This window comes from Pseudoalteromonas sp. SG44-17, assembly GCF_014164235.1.
Classification (GTDB): domain Bacteria; phylum Pseudomonadota; class Gammaproteobacteria; order Enterobacterales; family Alteromonadaceae; genus Pseudoalteromonas; species Pseudoalteromonas rhizosphaerae.
In genome coordinates this window covers 131,832-153,604 of record NZ_JACJEV010000007.1, presented here as the reverse complement: position 1 = coordinate 153,604, position 21,773 = coordinate 131,832, and the positions used below count along the sequence as shown (strand labels likewise).

Genomic DNA, 21,773 nt, shown 5'->3' with positions numbered 1-21,773 from the left:
GTGTGGTTTATTTTAACCACATAGCTAATTTATCTTTCAAAACTTTTGGCTTTATGGGTTTGGTAATATAATCATTCATACCAGCTGTAATACAACGCTCTCTGTCACCTGCCATAGCGCTGGCTGTCATAGCGATAATAGGCACTTTTGCATAGTCAGCACCAGCTTTGCTGCTGCGAATTGCAGAGGTTGTGTCATAGCCATTGAGGCTTGGCATTTGGCAATCCATTAAAAGCAGATCAAATAAAGGTGTGTGCTCTGTATTTAATATTTCTAGCGCATCTAGGCCATCGCTGGCACATACAATAGTGACACCGGTATTTTTTAATATTGCTTTGGCAACTTCAAGGTTGATCATATTATCATCAACCAATAATACCTTAAAGTTTGATAAATCGTATTCAACATATTCTGTTTGCTCACTACCTTGGCTAGCAACCAAAAAACTATTATTAACACCAAACAAACTTGCTAACTTATAGCTAAATTGATCTTGAGTAAGCGGCTTATTTAGCACATGGCAATTTTCAGGTACCTGCTCTTTGGCTTTTTTACTAAGCAGTAAATCACGCAAGATTAATACATATTTTTTATTCTGCTTATTACATAAATTAATCAGTGTTTGTAAGTATGGGTGATCATTATCAACAACCAGTAAATCAACTTTTAACTCTTGATATTGTGCTTGGTAGTCAAATCGTTGAATATTATTGGCCGCTACTTGGCAATTTTTAATCAATAAATTAGTGACATTGTTATATACACTGTCGCTATCTATCAGCACGCCAACCTGAATATCTTTTGCCAACTCAACGGCAGTATTAAGTCTTTTCTCAGCTGCAATATGTAATTGCACTTGCGCTGTAAAACAGCTTCCCTTGCCCTTTTCACTGGTTACACTAATATCACCGCCCATCAATTGTGCCAGCTTACGACAAATTGATAAACCAAGCCCTGTGCCTCCAAAGTGGCGAGTGGTACTGGTGTCCTCTTGAGTAAAGGCCTCAAACAGCTTATCGATATTTTTTTCAGCAATGCCGATGCCTGAGTCTTCAATAACAAAGCTCATTAATAACTTTTCTTCAGTAAGATACTGACACCCAACAGTCAAACTGACTTCACCTTGATGAGTAAATTTGAATGCATTATTAAGTAAGTTTATTAATATTTGTTTTAATCGGTGGCTATCTCCGACTAACATACGGTCAATAACTTTATCAGTATACAAAAACACTTCTAAGCCTTTACGCTGTGCTTGCAGTGCCATTGAGGTGATCATATCACTGCATACAGTAATCACATCAAAACTGTGATTATCAATATCAAGTTTACCAGCTTCGATTTTTGAAAAATCCAAGATGTCATTAATCAATGTCATTAATGAGTTAGCGCTGCTATTGGCCAGATCTAAATATTGCTGTTGCTGCTGCGTTAGCGTGTCCTCTTTGAGCATTTCCAGCATCCCTAATACACCATTCATAGGCGTACGTATTTCATGGGAAATATTAGCAATAAAATCACTTTTAGTTTTACTGGCTGCCAAAGCTTGTTCAATCGCACTTTCAAGTTCAGTTGTGCGTTGTTGCACTTTTTGCTCTAACGTACTATTGAGTTTTTCAAGCTCAACTTGGGTCTGTTTAAGTGAATTAATGTTTCGTAAAATCGCTGCTACTTGGTAGCGCTGGGTAAAGATATCAAACACGCTAGTAAGTGTAATTGAGTAAAAGTGTTGTTGATCTTGCGGGTCAATAAATACGCCTTCAAATGATGGTTTTGATCCCTGTGCTATTGTTTCATCAATACATGACTTATCACCTTCTGCTAGCGACAATAATTGCGTAAACTGGGTGTGATCAATAATGATATCAAAGCACTGTAATGCTGTTTTATTAGCATTACTGATAAGGCCATCCTCTTGTACTGTTAAAATTGCATCGAGAGAATTTTCAATAATCTTGTTATTACGCTCCTTCAAGGTGTGAAGCTCTAATTTGCGGTTTATATACCTTTGGTATAACCACACTAATAACCACAAAGCAGTGAAAAGTGAAATAATTACCAACACAAAATGATCACGGCGCTTAGCAACGTCTGTTAACAAAATATCGGTATTAATTGATACCGCAAGTTCAAGGGGCAACATGCTAATGTTATTTTCTAAACTAATACGTTGTTTTAAATAATAATGACTTGGTAAATCATGAAAAGGTAAAGTCGCTTGGCTGCTCATATCTTGGCTTTGACTAAATACACTTGACCAAGTAATGTCTTGACCAAACTCAAAACCAAATCGTAGTTTAGGATCTGGGTGAAATAAAAACTGCTGCTGATCATTTAACAGATAAACATCAACCCCAGCAGATGAACTAAAAGTAACACTATTAAATAACTCGTCAGCAAAATAATTTGTTACTAATACAGCAAATACTGCTCCTTGTTTATTAAATACCGGCTTCGCAACTCGGTAGGTGCTCACGTAGGGTATCTGAATTTGACCATGCTCTCGATTATAGTTAATCGGTGATATATAGACAGATTCACTATCTAACCTGCTGGCATTAAGCATGTAATCCCGTTGCCCTTTTTGTTGTAATAAGTCTCCCTCGAGGCGCACGACAACATCATTGATCCTATCAACACGGACAATTTCTTGACCATTATCAGCAAGGGTAATATGTCTGGCTTGTAATAGCTGCTGGTCAGTGCGCATAAAGCCACTAAATATTTCAGCTAAGCGCGTTTGCCATATTGCGATGGGCGTATTTAATAGTGGATCAATAAGGTTATTTGCAGCGGCTCGACTAATACCACTGATAGGCGGCGTGACATTTAAAAAGTTGATTGACGAGACACTGTCTTTTAAATGCCCTTTTAATATTTGTGCTTTTGTATCAAGCTCTTGCTGTAGTGTGGTTTGGGCAATCTGGTAAACATCTTTGCGTGCTTTTTGCTCATAAATATATAAAGCAGGAGTTGCGAAGATGAAAAAAAACAGCAAAGCTAATAAAGAAAGTTTATTACTGCGAAATAAATTAGAAAATGTCAGAGGGTAGCGCATCAAAATTGCCAGTTTGCTTTCAAAACAAACTATATTATAGAGCAATTAAAAAAGTTATCTTTGAGCTTTTTATCGATTTTTAGTTTTAACCATGAAACTATAAATAAGTAATAAAAAATGACGAGCTAGCCCGTCATTTTTTATTATTTAACTGAGAGTATTGTAACAACTACGCCCAGCCTACTTCTTTACAACTTGTTACCTAAATAAGACTTCTTCTTTATTAAACCATTTAACACAAAATGCTAATAGTGCACCGGCAACAATCACGGTCGCTAAAAAGATTAGTCCAAGTAACGTGTAATCAATCGTACCTTTGATAATTTCTTTAATCGCTAAAGCCACATTAGTAACCGGAATAAATGCGGTTTTAGCTGTTAGCTCAACATTCGGTAATAAAGCAACAATGATAGGAAATATCACCCCCATGCTCAGTGGTGTCATATAATTTTGTGCTTCTTTAAAACTACGCGCATAAATCGATATTGCTAACGCAAGAGAAGAAAAAATCGCCGCTACGGGTAATAAAATAATAAAAATGAGTGCCAGATCTAATACTCGTAATGAACTAAATGCTGTTTTTATAACATCCAAATCAATGAAAGAAATCGCGATACTGATCCATACGCCCATACTCAACACGGTTATCGTTGTGGTGGCGATTGACGCTGCAAGTAAAGTAATAAATTTACCTAATACAAGTTGCGTACGGGTGATTGGTGTCAGTAGTAACGTTTCTAATGTGCCGCGTTCTTTCTCACCTGCACCTAAATCAATTGCTGGGTATGTTGCTCCCATCAAAACTAATGGGATCAGTAAGTAAGGAATAAAGCCGCCTATTTTCTCACCTAAATTTTCTCGTTTATCAGCGGTATCAACTTTTACAACTTTGATTGGATCAATAATCGCACTTTGTTGCTCAACTGAAACACCATAACTCAATAGTTTTTCAGCTCTTAGCTTATTACCAAATTCTTTAGCAAGCTCTTTTACTCTGTCGAATAAAAAGTTAATCGCTTTGGCATCGTTATAAACCACTTGCCACTGGCTCTGTTTTGCGTCATCAAGGTTTTGTTTGGCATCTGCGGGTAAGAAAATACCCATATCAATGGTGCCAGCTTTAACGGCCTCAGTAAGCTCTGCAACTGTATTAAAGGTGTGTTCACCTTTGTATAATTGAAAACTTTTATGGTAAAAAACTTTATCTGTGAATGATTGCGCATATTCGCCATTGATAATGGCATAGGTATGAACTTTTTGTTCGGCTTCAAGTGTTGCTTGAGAACTAATAAATGCCATCACCGCAAATAATAATGGAAAGATAGCAACTGGCAATGCGACAATAAAAATGAGTGTTTTTTTATCACGTAATAGCTCTTTTAATTCCTTTTTAAATACTTCAAACATTATTTTTCTCCGTCAAAATATTCATAAACGCTTGATTTAGTTCGTCGCTTTTACCCACTTTTTTAAATTCGTCAAGACTGCCGTCAAAACAACTGATACCTTCGTTGATCACCGCAACGCGGTCACACAGTAGCGCTACTTCATCTAAATGATGGGTTGAAAATATAACAGGAGTCCCTTGCGCTTTAAGCCGTTTGATAAACTCGATCACCGTTTGAGTGGTCATTATGTCTAATCCAGTGGTCGGCTCATCAAGTACTACGACTGCCGGGTGGTGCACAACTGCGCGGGCTATATTGGCTTTTTGTTTCATACCCGTTGATAAATTATCAGCACGTTTATCAATAAAGCTATGCATGTCGAGTAAATCAAATAACTCTTCACACCGTGACCTAATCGCGTCTTTACTCATACCGTGCAGTTTTGCAAAATATTCTATATTTTCTTTTACCGTTAAACGGCCATATAAACCGGTACTGCCAGATAGAAAACCAATAGACTTACGACCAAATAGTGGTTTTTTTATGATGTCTTCACCAGCAATAATTATTTGCCCTTCATCGGGTTTTAACGCTGTCGAGATCATTCTTAGCGTGGTGGTTTTTCCTGCACCATTAGGGCCGAGTAAGCCCAGCACTTCGCCTTTATTACAATGAAAGCTGACATCTCGCACCGAATGAAAATAATCCTTATCTTCACGGGGATCTATTTTATCGACTTTGTTTTTTTTATGGTCTTTAGTTAGCTTAAATTTCTTTTTAAGCCCCGTAACTTCTATCATGTTCGTGTCCTTCGTTTTGGTCTAAAGTAATCTGTATTACTATAAAACTCGGGGTTATTATTATCATACCAGCCTGGTACGCCTAGCAGTGGTAATGGTGAGAGCTGGCTATTGTCCCTTAAACAGTTATCGACGCTAATCATCTCATAAAGGGTTTGATCAATATACTGATACTGCTGGGCTAAATCTTTACAAAATATGTCACTCGGTACTTTTACAAATAATGCTTTACCTGTCAGACCAATATACGGCTTTGTTAGCATTTCATAATTAGCGTGGCCGAACATAAATGGCGCAATGGTTTTCCCCCACAACGCTCTTTGCTCAATAAATGCCTGCTGCCATTGATGATTTTTAAGTAACGCAGGCCAAACATCATCACTTACAGCAAGTACAACCCCACATTCATCAAACAAGGTTAAGGCATTGCGGTGTTTTGAGCGTACTTTAGTGCCGTGAAGTGTGATCTCTTCAACATGGCGTTGATTGATTAATGCTTTAGTTTTAGGAAATAAACACCAGATAAGTCCACCAAATAAGTCATGCCAATTTTGTTGTCGCGTTGGTACTTTACCGGTATCAAAAATGATTTGCTCATAATAGCGCTCTTCCTCACTAAAGCAGGCGTCATCAACAAAGCGAATTGTTTGCTGATTTGCATTTTTAGCATCTAAAAATGATGAAAACCACGCACATTGCGGCCAGTCGGATAAACCATTTAAAGAAAACAGTGTATTTAAATGGCTAAATGCACCATTTTCTAAACTGGGGCTATGCCATTGTTCGTAAGGGGTAAAACGCTTCATGAGTATCTTTAGCTTTACAATTATTATGGTTGGAGTTTACCGCAAAAACTGGTTCTCTTTAATAGAAGTTCTTATACTGAGCTCACTTAAAACAAAAAAAGAGCGACTATGAAACGTTATTTTTCTCTGACACTCCTTGCAACTGCGGTACTTGCAGGATGTGCAACAACAAGTCTCACCTCTGATGATGTTAGCAAAGGGTATAATTCAATCAATGCTCAACAACTCGCAGAGCATGTCAAAGTGCTTGCCTCCGATGAATTTGGAGGCCGCGCTCCATCTTCAAAAGGTGAAGAACTTACACTAGCTTACCTTACTGAAGAATTTAAAAAACTAGGTTATCAACCAGGTAATGGCGACAGCTTCTTACAAGAAGTTCCGTTGGTGTCTCTTGAAGCAGATCCAAACATGGTGTTAACTATCGGCGGCAAAGATTACCAGTATAAAAAAGACATGGTAATGGGCAGCAGTCGCATTAGCGAACGCCAAAGTATTAAAGACTCTGAACTGGTATTTGTTGGTTATGGTGTTAATGCCCCAGAATATAATTGGAATGATTACGCAGGTTTAGATGTTAAGGGTAAAACTGTGGTGATCTTAGTCAACGACCCTGGTTTTGCCACTAAAGATCCTGCTTTGTTTACCGGTGATGCCATGACTTACTATGGCCGTTGGACTTACAAATACGAAGAAGCCAGCCGTCAAGGTGCTGCTGGGGCTATCATCGTTCATGAAACTGCACCGGCCTCTTACCCTTGGTCTGTAGTTGAAAACTCATGGAGCGGCGAGCAGTTTGGTTTTCAAAAAGAAAACAATAATATGGACAGAGTCGCTGTTGAAGGTTGGGTAACCACAGAGGTTGCTAACGAGCTTTTCACTAAAGCAGGTTTAGATTTTGCCAGTGCGAAAGCCAATGCAGCAAAAGGCGCTTATCATGTTGATATGGGCGATTTAACAGCGTCTGTTGCGGTTAAAAACACCATCAAAAAATCAATTTCATATAACTTCATTGCGACTTTACCCGGTAGTGAAAAACCAGATGAGCATATTATATACTCAGCACACTGGGATCACTTAGGTACTGATAAAAACCGTAAAGGCGACCAAATCTACAATGGAGCACATGATAACGCGACAGGCACTGCAGGCTTAATTGAAGTAGCTGAAGCGTTTGCAAGCTTACCAAAGCACCCTAGCCGCTCAATGACTTTTTTGGCAGTGACAGCTGAAGAGCAAGGTTTATTAGGATCTAAGTATTATGCTGCACACCCAGTGATAGCAGCAAATAAGACAGTCGCTAATATTAATATGGATAGCTTGAACTTGTTAGGCAAAGTAAAAGATATCAGCGTGGTTGGTATTGGTAAATCAGAAATGGACTCGCTATTAGCACAGGCAGCTAATGCACAAGGACGCACTGTCTCGGGCGATCCTAAACCATCTTCAGGCGGGTACTATCGCTCTGATCATTTTGCTTTCGCCAACATGGGTATTCCAGCGATGTATGCGGGTGGTGGCAGTGAAGCACTTGACGAAGATACGGCTAATTATCGTAAACGCATGAGCTTAGTGCTACGTGGTTGTTACCATCAACCATGTGACAGGTACCGTGACGAATGGGATCTATCGGGAGCTGTACAAGACTTACAACTGTTTTATCAAGTAGGTTTTGACATTTCTGAGCAACCACAATGGCCAAAATGGAATGCGAACTCAGAATTCCAAAGAAAATAACGCAAATGATATTGATTTTCATTTAATTTAAATCTAAAGTGCAACTTAGATAGTTTTTAGGTTGCACTTATGTTTTCACTTTCACTGCCCAAAATTAGTTTTCCAACGTCCACACATTTTATTATCAGTAATAAACGCCTATTGTTACCGCTATTTTTGTTGTGTTGTTTAGCTTATGCTCCTTTGCGAGCAATGACATTGACGGCAATGAGTGATGCGTTTTTTCAAGTTAGTATATTTGTTGCCGCCACTTTATTTATCTATTACTACGCCATCGATCGGTTGCCTCACTTAGAGCTTGGCTATTTAAGTCAAAAATCACCCTTGTTAGAAATTAGTTTTGCTTCATTACTCGGTGCTTTACCTGGCTGCGGAGGCGCCATCATAGTAGTGACACAATTTACCAAAGGACAAGCGAGCTTTGGCTCTATCGTTGCTGTATTAACAGCGACCATGGGGGATGCTGCATTTTTACTATTAGCAACGAAGCCGCTTGAAGGCTTACTTATTATGATTATTGGCCTGAGCGTTGGTATTATCAGCGGCTCCTTAGTCAATGCATTTCATAAGCAAGATTATCTTCGCCCAGCAAAAAATGATTATGCTGATGAGTGCTTAAATCAGCCTAGTAAGGCAATTATAGTCAGTAAATCAATTTGGCAAATTATTATGATGCCCAGTCTTATTGTGGCAATAATGATTGCTTTCAATACTGACTTTTCAGCCTTTGACGCTCTACTTGCTGAATCAATAACCTTATTTGGCGCTATTATGGCGCTATTGGCTGTTACCACTTGGGCGCTGTCGTCTAAAGGTCAAAGCTATCAACAAGTAACTTCAGAAGAAGAAACTATAACGCCCCCTTCAAAGCTATATAAAGTTTTGCAAGACACCCATTTTGTCACGGCATGGGTAGTTGCCTCGTTTATGCTATTTGAGTTATTAGTAACATTTGCCGGTGTAGATTTAAAAGCCTGGTTTACTCACTATGCATACTTAGCGCCTTTAATTGCCGTTTTGATTGGTTTTTTACCTGGCTGTGGACCACAAATAGTGGTAACTACATTGTATATTCAAGGCATCATTCCCTTTAGTGCCTTAGCTGCGAATGCAATATCAAATGACGGCGATGCCCTTTTCCCTGCAATCGCAATGGCACCACGTGCCGCATTTGTGGCAACAATATATTCGGCAATTCCCGCTTTACTCGTTGGTTATGGCTTATATTTATTTGAGGTGTAAGTCACTGATATAAAAAAGCTCAGCGACTGCTGAGCTTTTCATTATACCAATCGTGTTAAGTTACTGACCATTTATAGCGACAGATAAATACAGTGATAACAAGGCATAAATTTTGACATGTAGTTGTTCTACTTGAAAAATTATAACGCAGTTAGCGCTTTATTTAGCTCGCTAGAATGGTTAAATATTTAAGTCAATTGGTATTATTCATTATTTAATTAAACAGTAGCGGATTCTAGAGCAACTTCTTTTGGATTTGGGCCATGATCGTTCTCCCCTTCTTGCGAATTTTGTGCATAGAAAACAATTAAAACAATCCAGCCGATTACTGGTACTAACCAAAGTAACTGCCACCAACCTGAACGATTCGTATCATGAAGACGACGAGCACCAGCACTTAGACCTGGGATCAATAGCGCGAGGCTATAGATAGTGCCAATAAACATTGTACCTAATAAGCTATCAACTGCATTACATACAATTGAGAAAATCGTATTAAATAATACGAACATCCAGTAAGCTTTACGACGGCTACGACCTGAAAAATCCGCGTAGCTGCGCAACGCATTCATATAATGTTCCATTGTATTTCCTTAGTGTTATTTTTTATATTCCCTAATAGGGCCTTTATTACTTTTCAGTAACCCTTGTATATTAATTAAAAACAACTATTTGTAAAAGAAAAACCAGCATTAAGCTGGTTTTAAAATAGGTAATATTTTAAAAGTAATTAAAAAGTATTAACTCATTGCCATCATCATTTTGGCTGGGTTTTCTAAATACGATTTCCACAAGTTATTGAATCGCGCTATCGTAGCGCCATCAATCACTCGGTGATCGCCTGACCAACTAACTTGCATAATTGCAGCAGACACCACTTGCCCTTTGGCATCAAAACGCGGTAGATGTTGTAATTTACCCAATGCCACAATCGCCACTTCTGGCTTGTTGATAATTGGCGTCGCAACTGTTCCGCCAATCGCGCCAATATTAGAAATGCTAATTGTGCCGCCTTTGAGATCGTCAGGGCTAACACGTCCTTCACGGGCAGCATCCGTCAATCGCGTTACTTCATTGGCTACATCAACAATACTCTTTGTTTGACATTGTTTGATATTTGGCACTAACAAACCAATTTTAGAGTCAACTGCCATACCGATATTGTGATCATCAAAGTAGCTAAGCTCAGTGCATTCATCATTTATTTTCGAGTTTAATACCGGAAATTCTTTCATAGCCAGCGATAAGGCCTTGATGAAAAATGGCATCATTGTCAATTTAACGCCTTGTTGCTTATATTGCTCTTTTAAATCACTGCGCAAAGCAATCAAAGTTGTTAAATCAATCTCATCACAAAATGTAAAATGTGGGATAGTCGTTACCGAAGCAACCATTTGTTTAGCCATTGCTGCTTTGATGCCTTTAATTGGCTCAATGCGCATGCCGCCAGTGTCGCTAGCTGTGGTTTTCGTAACGTCAGGCTTCGTTTGCAGTGGTGATGTATCAATACTATTTGGCACTTCCCCTTTCACAAACTGTTCAATGTCCTCTTTGTAAATACGGCCATTCTTACCACTGCCTGGGACTGTGGTTAGATCAACATCAAGTTCACGTGCTTTGCGTCTTACTGCCGGTGATGCGACCGCCTTTTTATTAATTACAGGGGCTGTCACTGACTTTTCAACTACTGCTGGTTTTTGCTCTACCGCTTTGGTTTGTGCTTTCACTAATGCATCATTGATATCGACAACGTTTGCTTGAGTGCCTGCAATCGACATTTGAAAAAGTGGACTGTGTACTTGTGCAACATCCCCTTTAGCATAATAAAGTTTTACCACTGTGCCGGTATATTTAGCTGGAATTTGTACGAGTGCTTTATCTGTCATTACATCACAAACGGCTTGGTCTTCTTCTATCAAATCGCCTTCGCTGACTAACCACTCAACAATTTCACACTCAACAATTCCTTCACCAATATCGGGAAGGATAAAATCCTCAACGACTTCAGAGTGAGTATTTGTTTGCGTGTGTTCTATCGCGCTGGTTGTTTCTGGTTGAGTATGATCGGCTGTAGTCTCACCAGCTACATCCATTGCAAACAGCGGGGCATGCACTAAAGCAATATCCCCTTTAGCATAATAGAGCTTACTGATCACACCATCATGAACCGCAGGAATTTGCACCAGTGCTTTGTCTGTCATTACATCACAAATCGGTTGATCTTCAGCTACGGTGTCGCCTTCGGCTACTAACCATTCAACAACTTCACATTCAACGATACCTTCACCGATATCCGGTAAAATAAAATCTTTTGCCATGATGACTCCTAAAATTCGACCGATTGCTTGATTGCTGCGAGCACTTTCAACGCATCAGGTACATATTCTTTTTCAAGCGCTAATGGATACGGAGTATCTAAGCCGCAAACACGTAAGATAGGTGATTCTAAATGCAAAAAACATTCTTGTTGGATTGTCGCCGCAATTTCTGCACCAAAACCATTAGTGATTGGTGCTTCATGGCTAACAATAAGTCGCCCTGTTTTTGTCACTGAGTTAACAATCGTTTCCATATCCCATGGTAAAATACTGCGTAGATCAATCACTTCACAACTAATACCTTGCTCACTTGCACGTTTTGCAGCATCTTCGATGATTTCCATCTGTGCGCCCCAAGCAAGTAGTGTTACATCCGTACCTTCACTAACTATTTCAGCTTTACCAAGTTCAATGCTGTAATCTTGTTCAGGAACTTCACCCGTTGATGCACGATATAAACGTTTAGGCTCAAAGAAAATAACTGGATTATCATCTTTAATTGCAGCACGTAATAAGCCCTTTGCTTGGTAAGGGTTTCGAGGGACAACAATCTTAAGTCCCGGGGTATGTGCAAAATAAGCTTCAGGTGATTGCGAATGATATAAACCACCGGCAATACCACCACCGTAAGGAGTACGGATAGTCAGGTTGCCAACATTAAACTCGTTACCGCTACGATAACGAAATTTAGCAGACTCATTTACTATTTGGTCAAAGGCTGGAAATATATAATCGGCAAATTGAATTTCAGCAAGTGCTGGTGCGCCAAACGCTGCTAAGCCATTAGCAAAACCCATGATCCCTTGTTCGGTTAATGGTGTATTAAATACACGGTGCTGACCATATTTCTCTTGTAGTCCAGACGTTGCGCGAAATACGCCGCCAAAATAGCCAACATCTTCACCAAAAATACACGCTTGCGGATGTTCAGCCATGGTTATATCAAGGGCTGAATTAATCGCATGTAACATATTCATTTTAGCCATTACTTAATTCTCCCTGCAGTCACTGGGTAAGCATCGGGGTGTTGCTTGATATGCGTTTTCAATTGCTCGTATTGACGTTGCAAAGAAGGGATCGGTGTATCATATACATCTGACACCAACTCTTCTAAGGCCGGTTTTGCAATCACTTCAGCGCGTTTTAATGCGGCTAGGATATCTTCACGAATTTGCTCTTTGGCTTTATTGTCTTCTTCTTCATTAAGCCAGTTTTGCTTAATTAACCATTTGCGAAAACGTTCGATTGGACAAGACTGATAATTCGCTTCTTCGTCTTTTGAACGATAGCCACTAGGATCATCTGATGTAGAATGCGCGCCAAGGCGATATGCAATCGATTCAATTAAAATCGGCTCACCTGTTTTAGTGGCAAGTTCACGGGCTTTTTTAGTTGCGGCATAAACAGCTAATGCGTCGCCGCCATCAACACGAATCGTTTTAATACCGTAACCTACGCCACGAGAAGCGATGCCGTCGCCCTTAAATTGCTCATCCGCAGGAGTTGAAATCGCATAACCGTTATTGCGAGCAAAAAATATAACCGGTGACTTATGCACTGCGGCCATATTTAAACCAGCATGAAAGTCTCCTTCTGAAGCAGCACCTTCGCCAAAGTAACAGATAGTTATGTTATCTATCGTTGAGCTTAGCTCACCTGATTTTGCATCTATGTGTTTAATTTTTTGGCCGTACGCGTAACCTGTTGCTTGCGGTATTTGAGTGCCTAGCGGCGATGAGATAGTCATGTAATTAAGTGCACTTGAACCGTAGTGAATTGGCATTTGGCGACCTTTACCTAAATCCAACTCATTTGAAAACATTTGATTCATAAACTGATCAAGTGTGAAGCCACGGTAATGAAGTGCAGCCTGCTCACGGTATTGCGCCATGATCATATCGTCTTGATCAAGTGCCGCAGCAGACGCTGTCACTGCAGCCTCTTCGCCTAAACATTGCATGTAAAAGCTTACCCGGCCTTGGCGTTGAGCAGCTTGCATACGCTCATCAAGTGCACGAATAAAACGCATTGTTTCATACAAGCGCAGCGCAGTACTTTCATCAATATCGGGGGCTGTTGCACCGTCGTGGATATCGCCATCCTCGTTTAAAATACTCAAGGTCGGAATATTTAAGGCATGACCGTCAATAAATGAGAGATCATGACTAATATTCAGCGATACGTTATTTGGATTGCTCATAACCTACCTTCTTTTGTTGTCGTAAACAGTACAAGTCAGTTGTTATTATTGGCTGTGCTCTGCAGGATAAACTTTGCAGAAACTGTACTGTATTTAAATTAAAGCTGCTAACACTTTACGTTAACGTAAAGTGTTATTCAACTAATCATAGACGAAACAAAGTTAATTGGCGACAGTGGCATTGGAAAGTTAACTATACAAGAGCATAAAGTATATACAATCATATAGTTAACGATTTGAGCTGACCTGCAAAGCAACAAATTAAATAATATTATCAGTCAGTTGTAATGGTATTACCGTTAATAATGCACGTTGTCCAAGGGCAACATCGGCATTAGGAAATATAATTGCTTCGCCTTCAACATCTGCGTAATAACAGGTCTGACCATCCGTTGCGAGTAAATCACCTTTGCTAAACCCGGTAAAATTCTCGGCATCATCCGAAAAAGGAAACGAAAAATCGTGTTCAGTGCGATTGATTGATCGGTGCACAGCAAATAACTCAAAGTCACTTGCATCAAATTCTTTATATATCACTTCTTTTTGGCTAATTAATGCGATTAGGGTCGCTTTGGTTTTCGCAAAACGACTCATATCATTTTCACCAAACGGTTTTACTTGACCAAGTTCAACGGTAAATGAATCTGCACCATGAACAAAAGAAGAATAGTAACTAAAAGTGGTGGCTGGTGATTTCATCATTAGCACCGTATTTACTCCACAGCTTAATAAAAACTGTAGTTGCGACTTTTTCCACGGTTTACCATGTAAAAAGGGATATACAGCAAATTTATCATTTTTTGAACCACGAATAGCAGTATGCAAATCGTAATGACAGCGCTCTCGCTGCTGACCGCCGCGTTGATAAAAGTCACTAACATATTGTTCAAGCTTGGCCGCTCGTGTGCGCTCATTATTCATCTTTACACCTTCGACAGTGTGATGACCATTAAATAAACGGTTTAGATTTTCTTCTACAAAACGCTTATCAATATTAATTGATTGCGGGTTACCAAAAATAAACAGTACACGCTGTGCTAGTTGTAAATCGCCTAAGATAATACGCTTAATTAATTCATCGCAAATTTCAATAGGTGCTGTTTCATTACCATGGATCGCACTTGAAAGTACCACATCGATTGTAGTTGCGCATTTTGGTTGAAACTCTATAACGCCAGTGTCATGAATAGTTACAGTGGTACCATTACTTAAAGTAAAAGCACTCGGTGCTAAGTGCCATTCATTATTACGGCTGAGAGTTAAAAAATCGCCTTGCTGTTGTAATTCGTTTAAATACTCTGAGTTGGCTGTCATAATCCAAATGCCTTCATATTATTATGCAAATGAGAAACAAAAACGGCTGAATAAATCAGCCGTTATAAAATTGTCTAAGCGTTATTAACTAATCACTGAATCAACCAACTTCTTGGCTTCTTTTTCTAATAGCGCTAAATGTTCTTCACCTTTGAATGATTCAAGGTAAATTTTATAAATGTCTTCAGTCCCTGATGGACGCGCTGCAAACCAGCCGTTTTCAGTAACTACTTTTAAACCACCAATAGCGGCATTATTACCAGGCGCATGAGTTAGCTTTTGTAAAATAGGCTCGCCCGCAAGTGTATCTGCCGTAACATCTTTCGCACTTAGCCCTTTAAGTCGCTCTTTTTGAGCAGAACTTGCAGGTGCATCTATACGTTTGTATATAGGCGCACCAAATTCGAGCTCAAGCTCTTTATAAAGTGCTGATGGAGTTTTTCCTGTTACAGCTAAAATTTCCGCGGCTAATAAACCCATGATGAAACCGTCTTTGTCGGTATTCCATACTGTACCGTCAAAACGAAGGAATGATGCCCCGGCACTTTCTTCACCGCCAAACGCGAGTGTTCCAGTACTTAGCCCTTCGACAAACCATTTAAAACCAACAGGTACTTCTTGCACTTGACGATTATTACGGGCAACTACTCGGTCAATCATCGCACTTGAAACAAGTGTCTTGCCAATTTCAACGTCTTTGGACCAATCACGATGATTTAATAAGTAATCAATGGCAACCGCTAAAAAGTGATTAGGATTCATTAAGCCGTCAGGAGTTACAATACCATGGCGATCATAGTCTGGATCATTGCCAATGCTTATATCAAAATCATCTTTAAGGGCGATTAAGTTTGCCATCGCATAAGGTGATGAGCAATCCATACGAATTTTGCCATCTTTATCAAGTGGCATAAATGCAAAGCGCGGATCGACACTTTCATTGACGATTGTTAAATCTAAAGCAAATTTTTCGGCGATAATAGGCCAAAAGTTGATCCCTGAACCACCGAGCGGATCAATACCCACTTTAATATTTGCCTTTGCAATCGCTTTTACATCAACAACATTAATCAAATCTTCAATATAAGGAGTCATTAAATCTTGGTATTTAATAAAACCTGAACGGGCAGCTTTTGCAAATGGGAATAGCTCAACCTCAACTAAATCTTCTAGTAGTAGTTGATTTGCTCTGTCTTCTATCCACTTAGTAACGTCAGTATCTGCCGGCCCGCCATTAGGTGGGTTATATTTAAAACCGCCGTCTTCTGGAGGATTATGTGAAGGTGTAACAACAATACCGTCAGCTAATTCATGAGGATGTAATTTGTTATGACACACGACCGCGTGGCTAATCACCGGTGTAGGTGTAAAATCGTCGTTTTCTTGCGTGATCACTTGTACTTCGTTAGCAACAAGCACTTCAATCGCTGAATTGTAAGCCGCCTCACTTAACGCGTGCGTATCCTTACCTAAGAATAGCGGTCCAAAAATATTATTTTGTTTTCGGTAATCACAAATTGCTTGAGTAATGGCGAGAATGTGAGATTCATTGAATTTCACATCATATGAACAACCTCGGTGCCCTGAAGTACCAAAAGCAACACAATGTTCAGGGTTTTGCTCTAGATCGGGTTCATTTAAATAATAAGCAGACACTAATTTTGGTACATTTACTAAATCTGATTGTGTTGCAGGTTTCCCTGCACCGGAATGAATCGCCATTACATTTCCTTTATAAGTAGTCTCGAATTTTTTCAGCTTGTTCAGCACTATAGCCTAAGCCAAGTGCCACTTCGTGTAGCATCATTTTCTTACGGGTAGTATTTGAGTTGGTCATTACCCAGTATTCACTGTCGGTAATGTTTTTTGGATTCATACTGCTGCCACTGTTTACTAACGCTTCTTTGCTGGTTGCGAAGTAAACGCGATCACGCCCTTGCACATCCAATACCGCTGAAAAATCAGTTTTATGAGTTCTATGTAAAGCAGATAAAATAAACAAAAAGCGCCCTACTACGCCTTTTTGCATCGCCAACTCTTCTTTATTGAGTATATTAAAAACACTGGCATGCGCTTGTGTCAATGGTGTGACAGCGGCTGACTTTTTATTCTCGGTCGATGAGGTGTGTTCAGTTGTTTGAGTCGTCTTTGCAACCTCATGCGTGACGGGCTGTTCTGGTTTTTCTTGCGCGGCTAAATCATTTTCGCCGTGAATATTTAATAAACGACGTAAAATAGTTGAGGCGCTTTCGCCTATACTTTGAGTGTTACTTGCAATGTATTGATATAACTCGTCGTCTATGTCAATTTTTTTCATGTTATTCCTGTCGTTACGGGTCACATTTTTTTCATCCATGCTGATTATACCCAAACCTGATTTAATTCTCTATGTTTTGCAATTTGTTATTTCACTAGGCAAACTAGGCACACTTTTATGAGATTGTTTTTGGAAACTGTGATGCTGTTAAATTACAAACAAACTGGCCAAGGGCCGCATGTAATTTTGATCCATGGATTGTTTGGTTCACTGGAAAATTTAAATGTTATAGCCAATGCATTGGCAGAAAATTTTACAGTAACGAATCTTGATTTACGTAACCATGGCCGTTCACCACACAGTGATATTATGGATTACCCGGCAATGGCTGACGACGTACTCGCCTTAATGGACCATTTAAGTATTGATAAAGCCCATTTAGTCGGTCATTCTATGGGCGGGAAAGTTGCTATGCAAATAGCACATATTAATCCAAGCTCAGTAAATAAGCTCGTAGTATTAGATATCGCTCCTGTTGCATATCAAAGTCGTCATGATGATATCATTGCGGCATTAAAGCTGGTAAAAAGCCATGCTATTAATGACCGCAAAGAAGCGGATAAATTAATGACGCAGCTAATACCTGAATTAGGTGTTCGCCAGTTTTTGCTAAAAAGCTATGCGAAAAACGAACTTGGTGAACTGCAGTGGCGCTTTAATTTGACTACCCTAAGTGAAAAATATCGCAATATTTTAGCAAATATTAAAGCAAATGATTCTTGTTTATGCGATACTTTATTTATCAAAGGGAACGATTCTGATTATATATTGCCTGAATATCGTGAAGCTATTATGGCTCAATTTAGCAACGCAAAAGCAAAAATTATTCATGGCGCAGGTCATTGGTTGCATGCCCAAAAACCAATGGCGGTTAATAAGTCTATCAATGATTTTTTAATGGCTTAATAAAGCAAAATTTAATCACGTATTTTTGACTTAGCGCACTAAATTATTACAATTTTATATGCTATAGTACGCGCCGTTTAATTTAAAGGTTATACGTTGATGGTCAGTCAGTTAATTAACGAATTTGATACCCTTGGGTTGTACTTTGGCTTAGCCGGTGTGTTCTTTTTTATCGGTATGGCTATCCAAGACGTACTAAAAAAAGGTAATGTGCCTAAATTTGGCCGTTATGTAGTATGGCTTGTGCTATTTTTAGGGTGTTCTGGTTTTATCGCTAAAGGACTTATTCAAGTTTTTTGGCAAGGTGCGGGTGTGGGTTAACCATGGCTAAGTCTGAAACAGATAGAACAACGCTCGATTTATTTGAATACGAAAAACGCCCCGGCAGACCAAAAACGAATCCCCTACCAAGGGAGGTTCAGTTAAAGGTAAATAAACGTAATCAAATAAAAAGAGATAAAGCACGTGGTTTAAAGCGTGTCGAATTTAAAGTTTCATCGCAGTTATATCAAGCGTTAAGCGATATGGCCGATGCACAAAATATTAGCCGCAGTGCGCTGATTGAAACTATTTTACAAGAAAGATTGGCTATTGATAGATAAAAGGTTTTAAATCCATGGCAAGTGTAGGTATTTTTTTCGGAAGTGACACAGGTAACACAGAACACGTAGCTAAAATGATCCAAAAAGAATTGGGTAAAAAGTTAGTGGCTGTGCATGATATTGCTAAAAGTTCAAAAGAACAGATCGCAGAATTTGATTTAATCTTATTTGGCATTCCTACTTGGTATTATGGTGAAGCACAATGTGATTGGGATGACTTTTTCCCTGAATTAGAAGAAGTTGATTTTGAAGGCAAGCTTGTGGCTATTTTTGGCTGTGGCGATCAAGAAGACTACGCTGAATACTTCCTTGATGCGATGGGTATGATCAATGACATCGTTACTGAGCGTGGCGCTATTGTTGTGGGTCATTGGCCAACAAAAGGGTATGATTTTGAAGCCTCGAAAGGCATGGCTGATGACAACCATTTTGTTGGTTTAGGCATTGATGAAGACCGTCAACCAGAGCTTACTGAACAACGTGTAAAAGCATGGTCAGCACAAGTTTATGAAGAAATGTGTTTAAGTGAACTTGCTGATTAAATGCACTTTATTGCTAGTAATCGTATAAAATAGTGACGTTCGTTTTCCTATTACACATTTTATAAGTATTTCTAGCAATTGATCTTTGCACTTAATGACTAGGCACGTTATTCTTATCGTTGCTAATGTGTCGTGTACATCTTTGTAAGGTGTCTAGTATAACCAAATATAATTGAGACAGATTTAATGACTGATCATAACTTGGAATTAAAAAAAGCCGGCTTAAAAGTAACTTTGCCGCGTATTAAAATTTTAGAGATTTTACAATCTCCAGATAACCAACACATCAGCGCTGAAGATGTTTACAAAATTCTTTTGGACCTAGGTGAAGAAATTGGCCTTGCTACTGTGTACCGCGTACTTAACCAATTTGATGATGCGGGTATTGTTAGCCGTCACCATTTTGAAGGCGGTAAGTCTGTATTTGAACTCTCTGGTAGCACACACCATGATCACCTAGTATGTTTAAAATGTGGTAAAGTTGTTGAATTTGAAGATGAAATGATTGAACGTCGTCAACTTGAAATTTCAGAAGAAAATGGTATTAAATTAACCAACCACTCTCTTTATCTGTATGGCGAGTGTACTGACACTGCAGCATGTAAAGCATTTGCAGATAGCCAATAATTTATTAGCTGAATAAAAAAACCTGCAAATTGCAGGTTTTTTTATGTCTGTTACTTTTATCCCCTCGCCTTTGAGCGAAGGGAAAAAAAACTACTGCTGTGTTTTAGTCCAAGAATCACGTAAACCAACTGTTTGGTTAAATACAATGTTCTCTGACTTAGTATCACGGCTGAAGTACCCTGTACGTTCAAATTGAAAACCTTGTGCAGGCTCTGCATTAGCAAGTGATGGCTCAAGTTTTGCGTTTGCTAAAACCACTAATGAATCAGGATTTAAAGTTGTTGCAAAGTCTTCAGCTGCTGCAGGATTTGGTACGCTGAATAACCGATCATATAAACGAACTTCTGCGGTGATTGACTCACTGGCTGACACCCAGTGGATAACGCCCTTCACTTTACGTCCATCAGTTGGATTTTTGCCCAGCGTTTGTGGATCATAGCTACAGAAAATCGTGGTTATTTCGCCATTTTCGTCTTTTTCAACACGCTCTGCTTTAATAACATAAGCACCACGTAAACGAACTTCTTTATCAAGTACTAAGCGCTTGAATTTGTTATTTGCTTCTTCTTTGAAGTCTTCACGTTCAATATAAATTTCACGGGTGAACGGAACATCACGACGACCCATACTTTCATCATTTGGATGATTTGCAATTGATAAGGTTTCAACGGTATCAACAGCATAGTTTTCAATGATGATTTTAACCGGATCGAGAACGGCCATGGCACGTGGAGCATGTTCGTTTAAATCTTCACGGATACAGGCTTCAAGCATGCCCATTTCAACCATGTTTTCTTGTTTGGTTACGCCAATACGTAAGCAAAATTCACGAATTGATGCTGGTGTATAACCACGACGGCGAAGACCTGCAATAGTAGGCATACGCGGATCATCCCACCCTTCAACATACTCATTGACCACTAAGTCATTTAGCTTACGCTTTGACATTATAGTGTATTCAAGGTTTAACCTTGAAAACTCAATTTGTTGTGGATGACATTCAATACTGATGTTATCTAACACCCAATCATATAAACGGCGGTTATCTTGAAATTCAAGTGTACACAATGAATGGGTAATACCCTCTAGCGCATCTGAAATACAGTGCGTAAAGTCATACATTGGGTAAATGCACCATTTATCACCGGTCTGATGATGGTGTGCAAATCGAACACGATAAATAATAGGATCACGCAGCACCATAAATGAGCTGGCCATATCGATTTTTGCACGTAGTACACACTCGCCTTCTTTAAATTCACCAGCACGCATTTTTTCAAATAGTGCTAGGTTTTCTGAAGGACTAGTATCACGGGTTGGACTATTTTTACCAGGCTCTTTTAACGTGCCGCGATATTCACGCGCTTGATCAGCTGTTAAAAAGCACACATAGGCTAAGCCTTTATTAATAAGCTCTACAGCATAGTCATACAAAGTATCAAAATAATTTGACGAATACTTTATTTCACCATCCCAGTTAAAACCTAACCACTGAACATCTTCTTTGATTGAATTAACGTAGTTAATATCTTCTTTTTCAGGGTTAGTATCATCAAAACGTAAATTACATTGACCACTGTAGTCTTGCGCTATACCAAAATTTAAACAAATTGATTTAGCATGACCAATATGTAAAAAACCATTTGGCTCTGGTGGAAAACGAGTATGTGTAGACGCATGTTTACCTGATGCTAAATCTTCATCAATACGGGTTCTTATAAAGTTACTTGGGCGATTCTCAATTTCCGCCATAGGAATACAATCCTCACAATAGTGCATGGTGACAAAACTACTGCATTATACCCAAACCACCCCAAGATGCGAGTTTCAGTTGGAATTAAAAGCGATTTAGGCAAGGCATTGATTGCAAATAATAGTGGTTCTATTGGTAAAATCAATAACGCAGTATAAATCGCTTT

Annotated in this window: 19 protein-coding genes; 7 read left to right on the top strand and 12 right to left on the bottom strand. The window is 39.1% G+C overall.

Annotation, left to right across the window (positions count from 1 at the left end):
• Positions 1 to 7: 7 nt before the first annotated feature.
• From H5182_RS07745 to H5182_RS07730, 4 genes are all read right to left on the bottom strand, one after another.
• On the bottom strand, positions 8 to 3,058 hold the full coding sequence (locus H5182_RS07745; RefSeq protein ID WP_182759830.1) for an ATP-binding protein: 3,051 nt from the start codon (positions 3,056 to 3,058) through the stop codon (positions 8 to 10).
• Between the two features lie 198 nt (positions 3,059 to 3,256).
• Positions 3,257 to 4,465, bottom strand: coding sequence for an ABC transporter permease (locus H5182_RS07740; RefSeq protein ID WP_182734739.1), 1,209 nt, complete (start codon positions 4,463 to 4,465; stop codon positions 3,257 to 3,259).
• On the bottom strand, positions 4,458 to 5,246 hold the full coding sequence (locus tag H5182_RS07735) for an ATP-binding cassette domain-containing protein (RefSeq protein ID WP_182734741.1): 789 nt from the start codon (positions 5,244 to 5,246) through the stop codon (positions 4,458 to 4,460). The genes H5182_RS07740 and H5182_RS07735 overlap by 8 nt, the downstream gene beginning before the upstream one ends.
• The gene (locus H5182_RS07730) at positions 5,243 to 6,052 is read right to left on the bottom strand and encodes a DUF3025 domain-containing protein (protein WP_145233905.1); all 810 of its coding nucleotides are present in this window, start codon (positions 6,050 to 6,052) and stop codon (positions 5,243 to 5,245) included. Before H5182_RS07730 ends, H5182_RS07735 begins: the two co-directional genes overlap by 4 nt.
• Before the next feature lie 108 nt (positions 6,053 to 6,160).
• Here H5182_RS07730 and H5182_RS07725 point away from each other — a divergent pair, with 108 nt between their 5' ends.
• Together H5182_RS07725 and H5182_RS07720 are read left to right on the top strand one after the other, a co-directional pair.
• The gene (locus tag H5182_RS07725; RefSeq protein ID WP_182730936.1) at positions 6,161 to 7,786 is read left to right on the top strand and encodes a M28 family metallopeptidase; all 1,626 of its coding nucleotides are present in this window, start codon (positions 6,161 to 6,163) and stop codon (positions 7,784 to 7,786) included.
• 69 nt (positions 7,787 to 7,855) lie between these two features.
• Positions 7,856 to 9,028 (top strand): putative manganese transporter, encoded by a 1,173-nt coding sequence (locus tag H5182_RS07720; protein WP_182759829.1) that lies wholly within the window; start codon positions 7,856 to 7,858, stop codon positions 9,026 to 9,028.
• Between the two features lie 218 nt (positions 9,029 to 9,246).
• Here H5182_RS07720 and H5182_RS07715 read toward each other — a convergent pair whose 3' ends face one another.
• The 7 genes from H5182_RS07715 to seqA all read right to left on the bottom strand — a co-directional run bounded on the left by H5182_RS07715 (position 9,247) and on the right by seqA (position 17,177).
• Positions 9,247 to 9,612 carry a DUF805 domain-containing protein gene (locus H5182_RS07715; RefSeq protein ID WP_182730938.1) on the bottom strand — a complete coding sequence of 122 codons (366 nt, stop codon included), beginning with the start codon at positions 9,610 to 9,612 and terminating at the stop codon, positions 9,247 to 9,249.
• 156 nt (positions 9,613 to 9,768) lie between these two features.
• Positions 9,769 to 11,346 carry a dihydrolipoyllysine-residue acetyltransferase gene (locus H5182_RS07710; protein WP_182730939.1) on the bottom strand — a complete coding sequence of 526 codons (1,578 nt, stop codon included), beginning with the start codon at positions 11,344 to 11,346 and terminating at the stop codon, positions 9,769 to 9,771.
• A gap of 8 nt (positions 11,347 to 11,354) precedes the next feature.
• Positions 11,355 to 12,332, bottom strand: coding sequence for an alpha-ketoacid dehydrogenase subunit beta (locus H5182_RS07705; RefSeq protein ID WP_145233893.1), 978 nt, complete (start codon positions 12,330 to 12,332; stop codon positions 11,355 to 11,357).
• Entirely contained in the window at positions 12,332 to 13,546 is a 1,215-nt protein-coding gene (locus H5182_RS07700) for a thiamine pyrophosphate-dependent dehydrogenase E1 component subunit alpha (RefSeq protein ID WP_182759828.1), read from the bottom strand. Before H5182_RS07700 ends, H5182_RS07705 begins: the two co-directional genes overlap by 1 nt.
• Positions 13,547 to 13,807: 261 nt before the next feature.
• On the bottom strand, positions 13,808 to 14,860 hold the full coding sequence (astE, locus tag H5182_RS07695) for a succinylglutamate desuccinylase (protein WP_145233889.1): 1,053 nt from the start codon (positions 14,858 to 14,860) through the stop codon (positions 13,808 to 13,810).
• An 84-nt stretch (positions 14,861 to 14,944) separates the two neighbouring features.
• Positions 14,945 to 16,582 carry a phosphoglucomutase (alpha-D-glucose-1,6-bisphosphate-dependent) gene (pgm, locus tag H5182_RS07690; protein ID WP_182759827.1) on the bottom strand — a complete coding sequence of 546 codons (1,638 nt, stop codon included), beginning with the start codon at positions 16,580 to 16,582 and terminating at the stop codon, positions 14,945 to 14,947.
• 10 nt (positions 16,583 to 16,592) lie between these two features.
• Positions 16,593 to 17,177, bottom strand: coding sequence for a replication initiation negative regulator SeqA (gene seqA / locus H5182_RS07685; protein ID WP_182717858.1), 585 nt, complete (start codon positions 17,175 to 17,177; stop codon positions 16,593 to 16,595).
• Positions 17,178 to 17,318: 141 nt separating this feature from the next.
• On the opposite strand from seqA, the gene H5182_RS07680 reads away from it, so the two are divergent.
• From H5182_RS07680 to fur, 5 genes are all read left to right on the top strand, one after another.
• The gene (locus H5182_RS07680; RefSeq protein ID WP_145234106.1) at positions 17,319 to 18,083 is read left to right on the top strand and encodes an alpha/beta fold hydrolase; all 765 of its coding nucleotides are present in this window, start codon (positions 17,319 to 17,321) and stop codon (positions 18,081 to 18,083) included.
• Positions 18,084 to 18,182: 99 nt separating this feature from the next.
• Positions 18,183 to 18,404 (top strand): DUF2788 domain-containing protein, encoded by a 222-nt coding sequence (locus tag H5182_RS07675; RefSeq protein WP_054204660.1) that lies wholly within the window; start codon positions 18,183 to 18,185, stop codon positions 18,402 to 18,404.
• 2 nt (positions 18,405 to 18,406) lie between these two features.
• A complete protein-coding gene (gene ybfE, locus H5182_RS07670) occupies positions 18,407 to 18,685 on the top strand; it encodes a LexA regulated protein (protein ID WP_016709654.1) in 279 nt (92 codons plus the stop codon).
• Positions 18,686 to 18,699: 14 nt separating this feature from the next.
• The gene (gene fldA, locus H5182_RS07665) at positions 18,700 to 19,227 is read left to right on the top strand and encodes a flavodoxin FldA (protein ID WP_182759826.1); all 528 of its coding nucleotides are present in this window, start codon (positions 18,700 to 18,702) and stop codon (positions 19,225 to 19,227) included.
• Between the two features lie 186 nt (positions 19,228 to 19,413).
• A complete protein-coding gene (gene fur / locus H5182_RS07660; protein ID WP_145233880.1) occupies positions 19,414 to 19,854 on the top strand; it encodes a ferric iron uptake transcriptional regulator in 441 nt (146 codons plus the stop codon).
• Between the two features lie 90 nt (positions 19,855 to 19,944).
• Here fur and glnS read toward each other — a convergent pair whose 3' ends face one another.
• On the bottom strand, positions 19,945 to 21,606 hold the full coding sequence (gene glnS, locus H5182_RS07655; RefSeq protein WP_182759825.1) for a glutamine--tRNA ligase: 1,662 nt from the start codon (positions 21,604 to 21,606) through the stop codon (positions 19,945 to 19,947).
• Positions 21,607 to 21,773 lie beyond the last annotated feature (167 nt).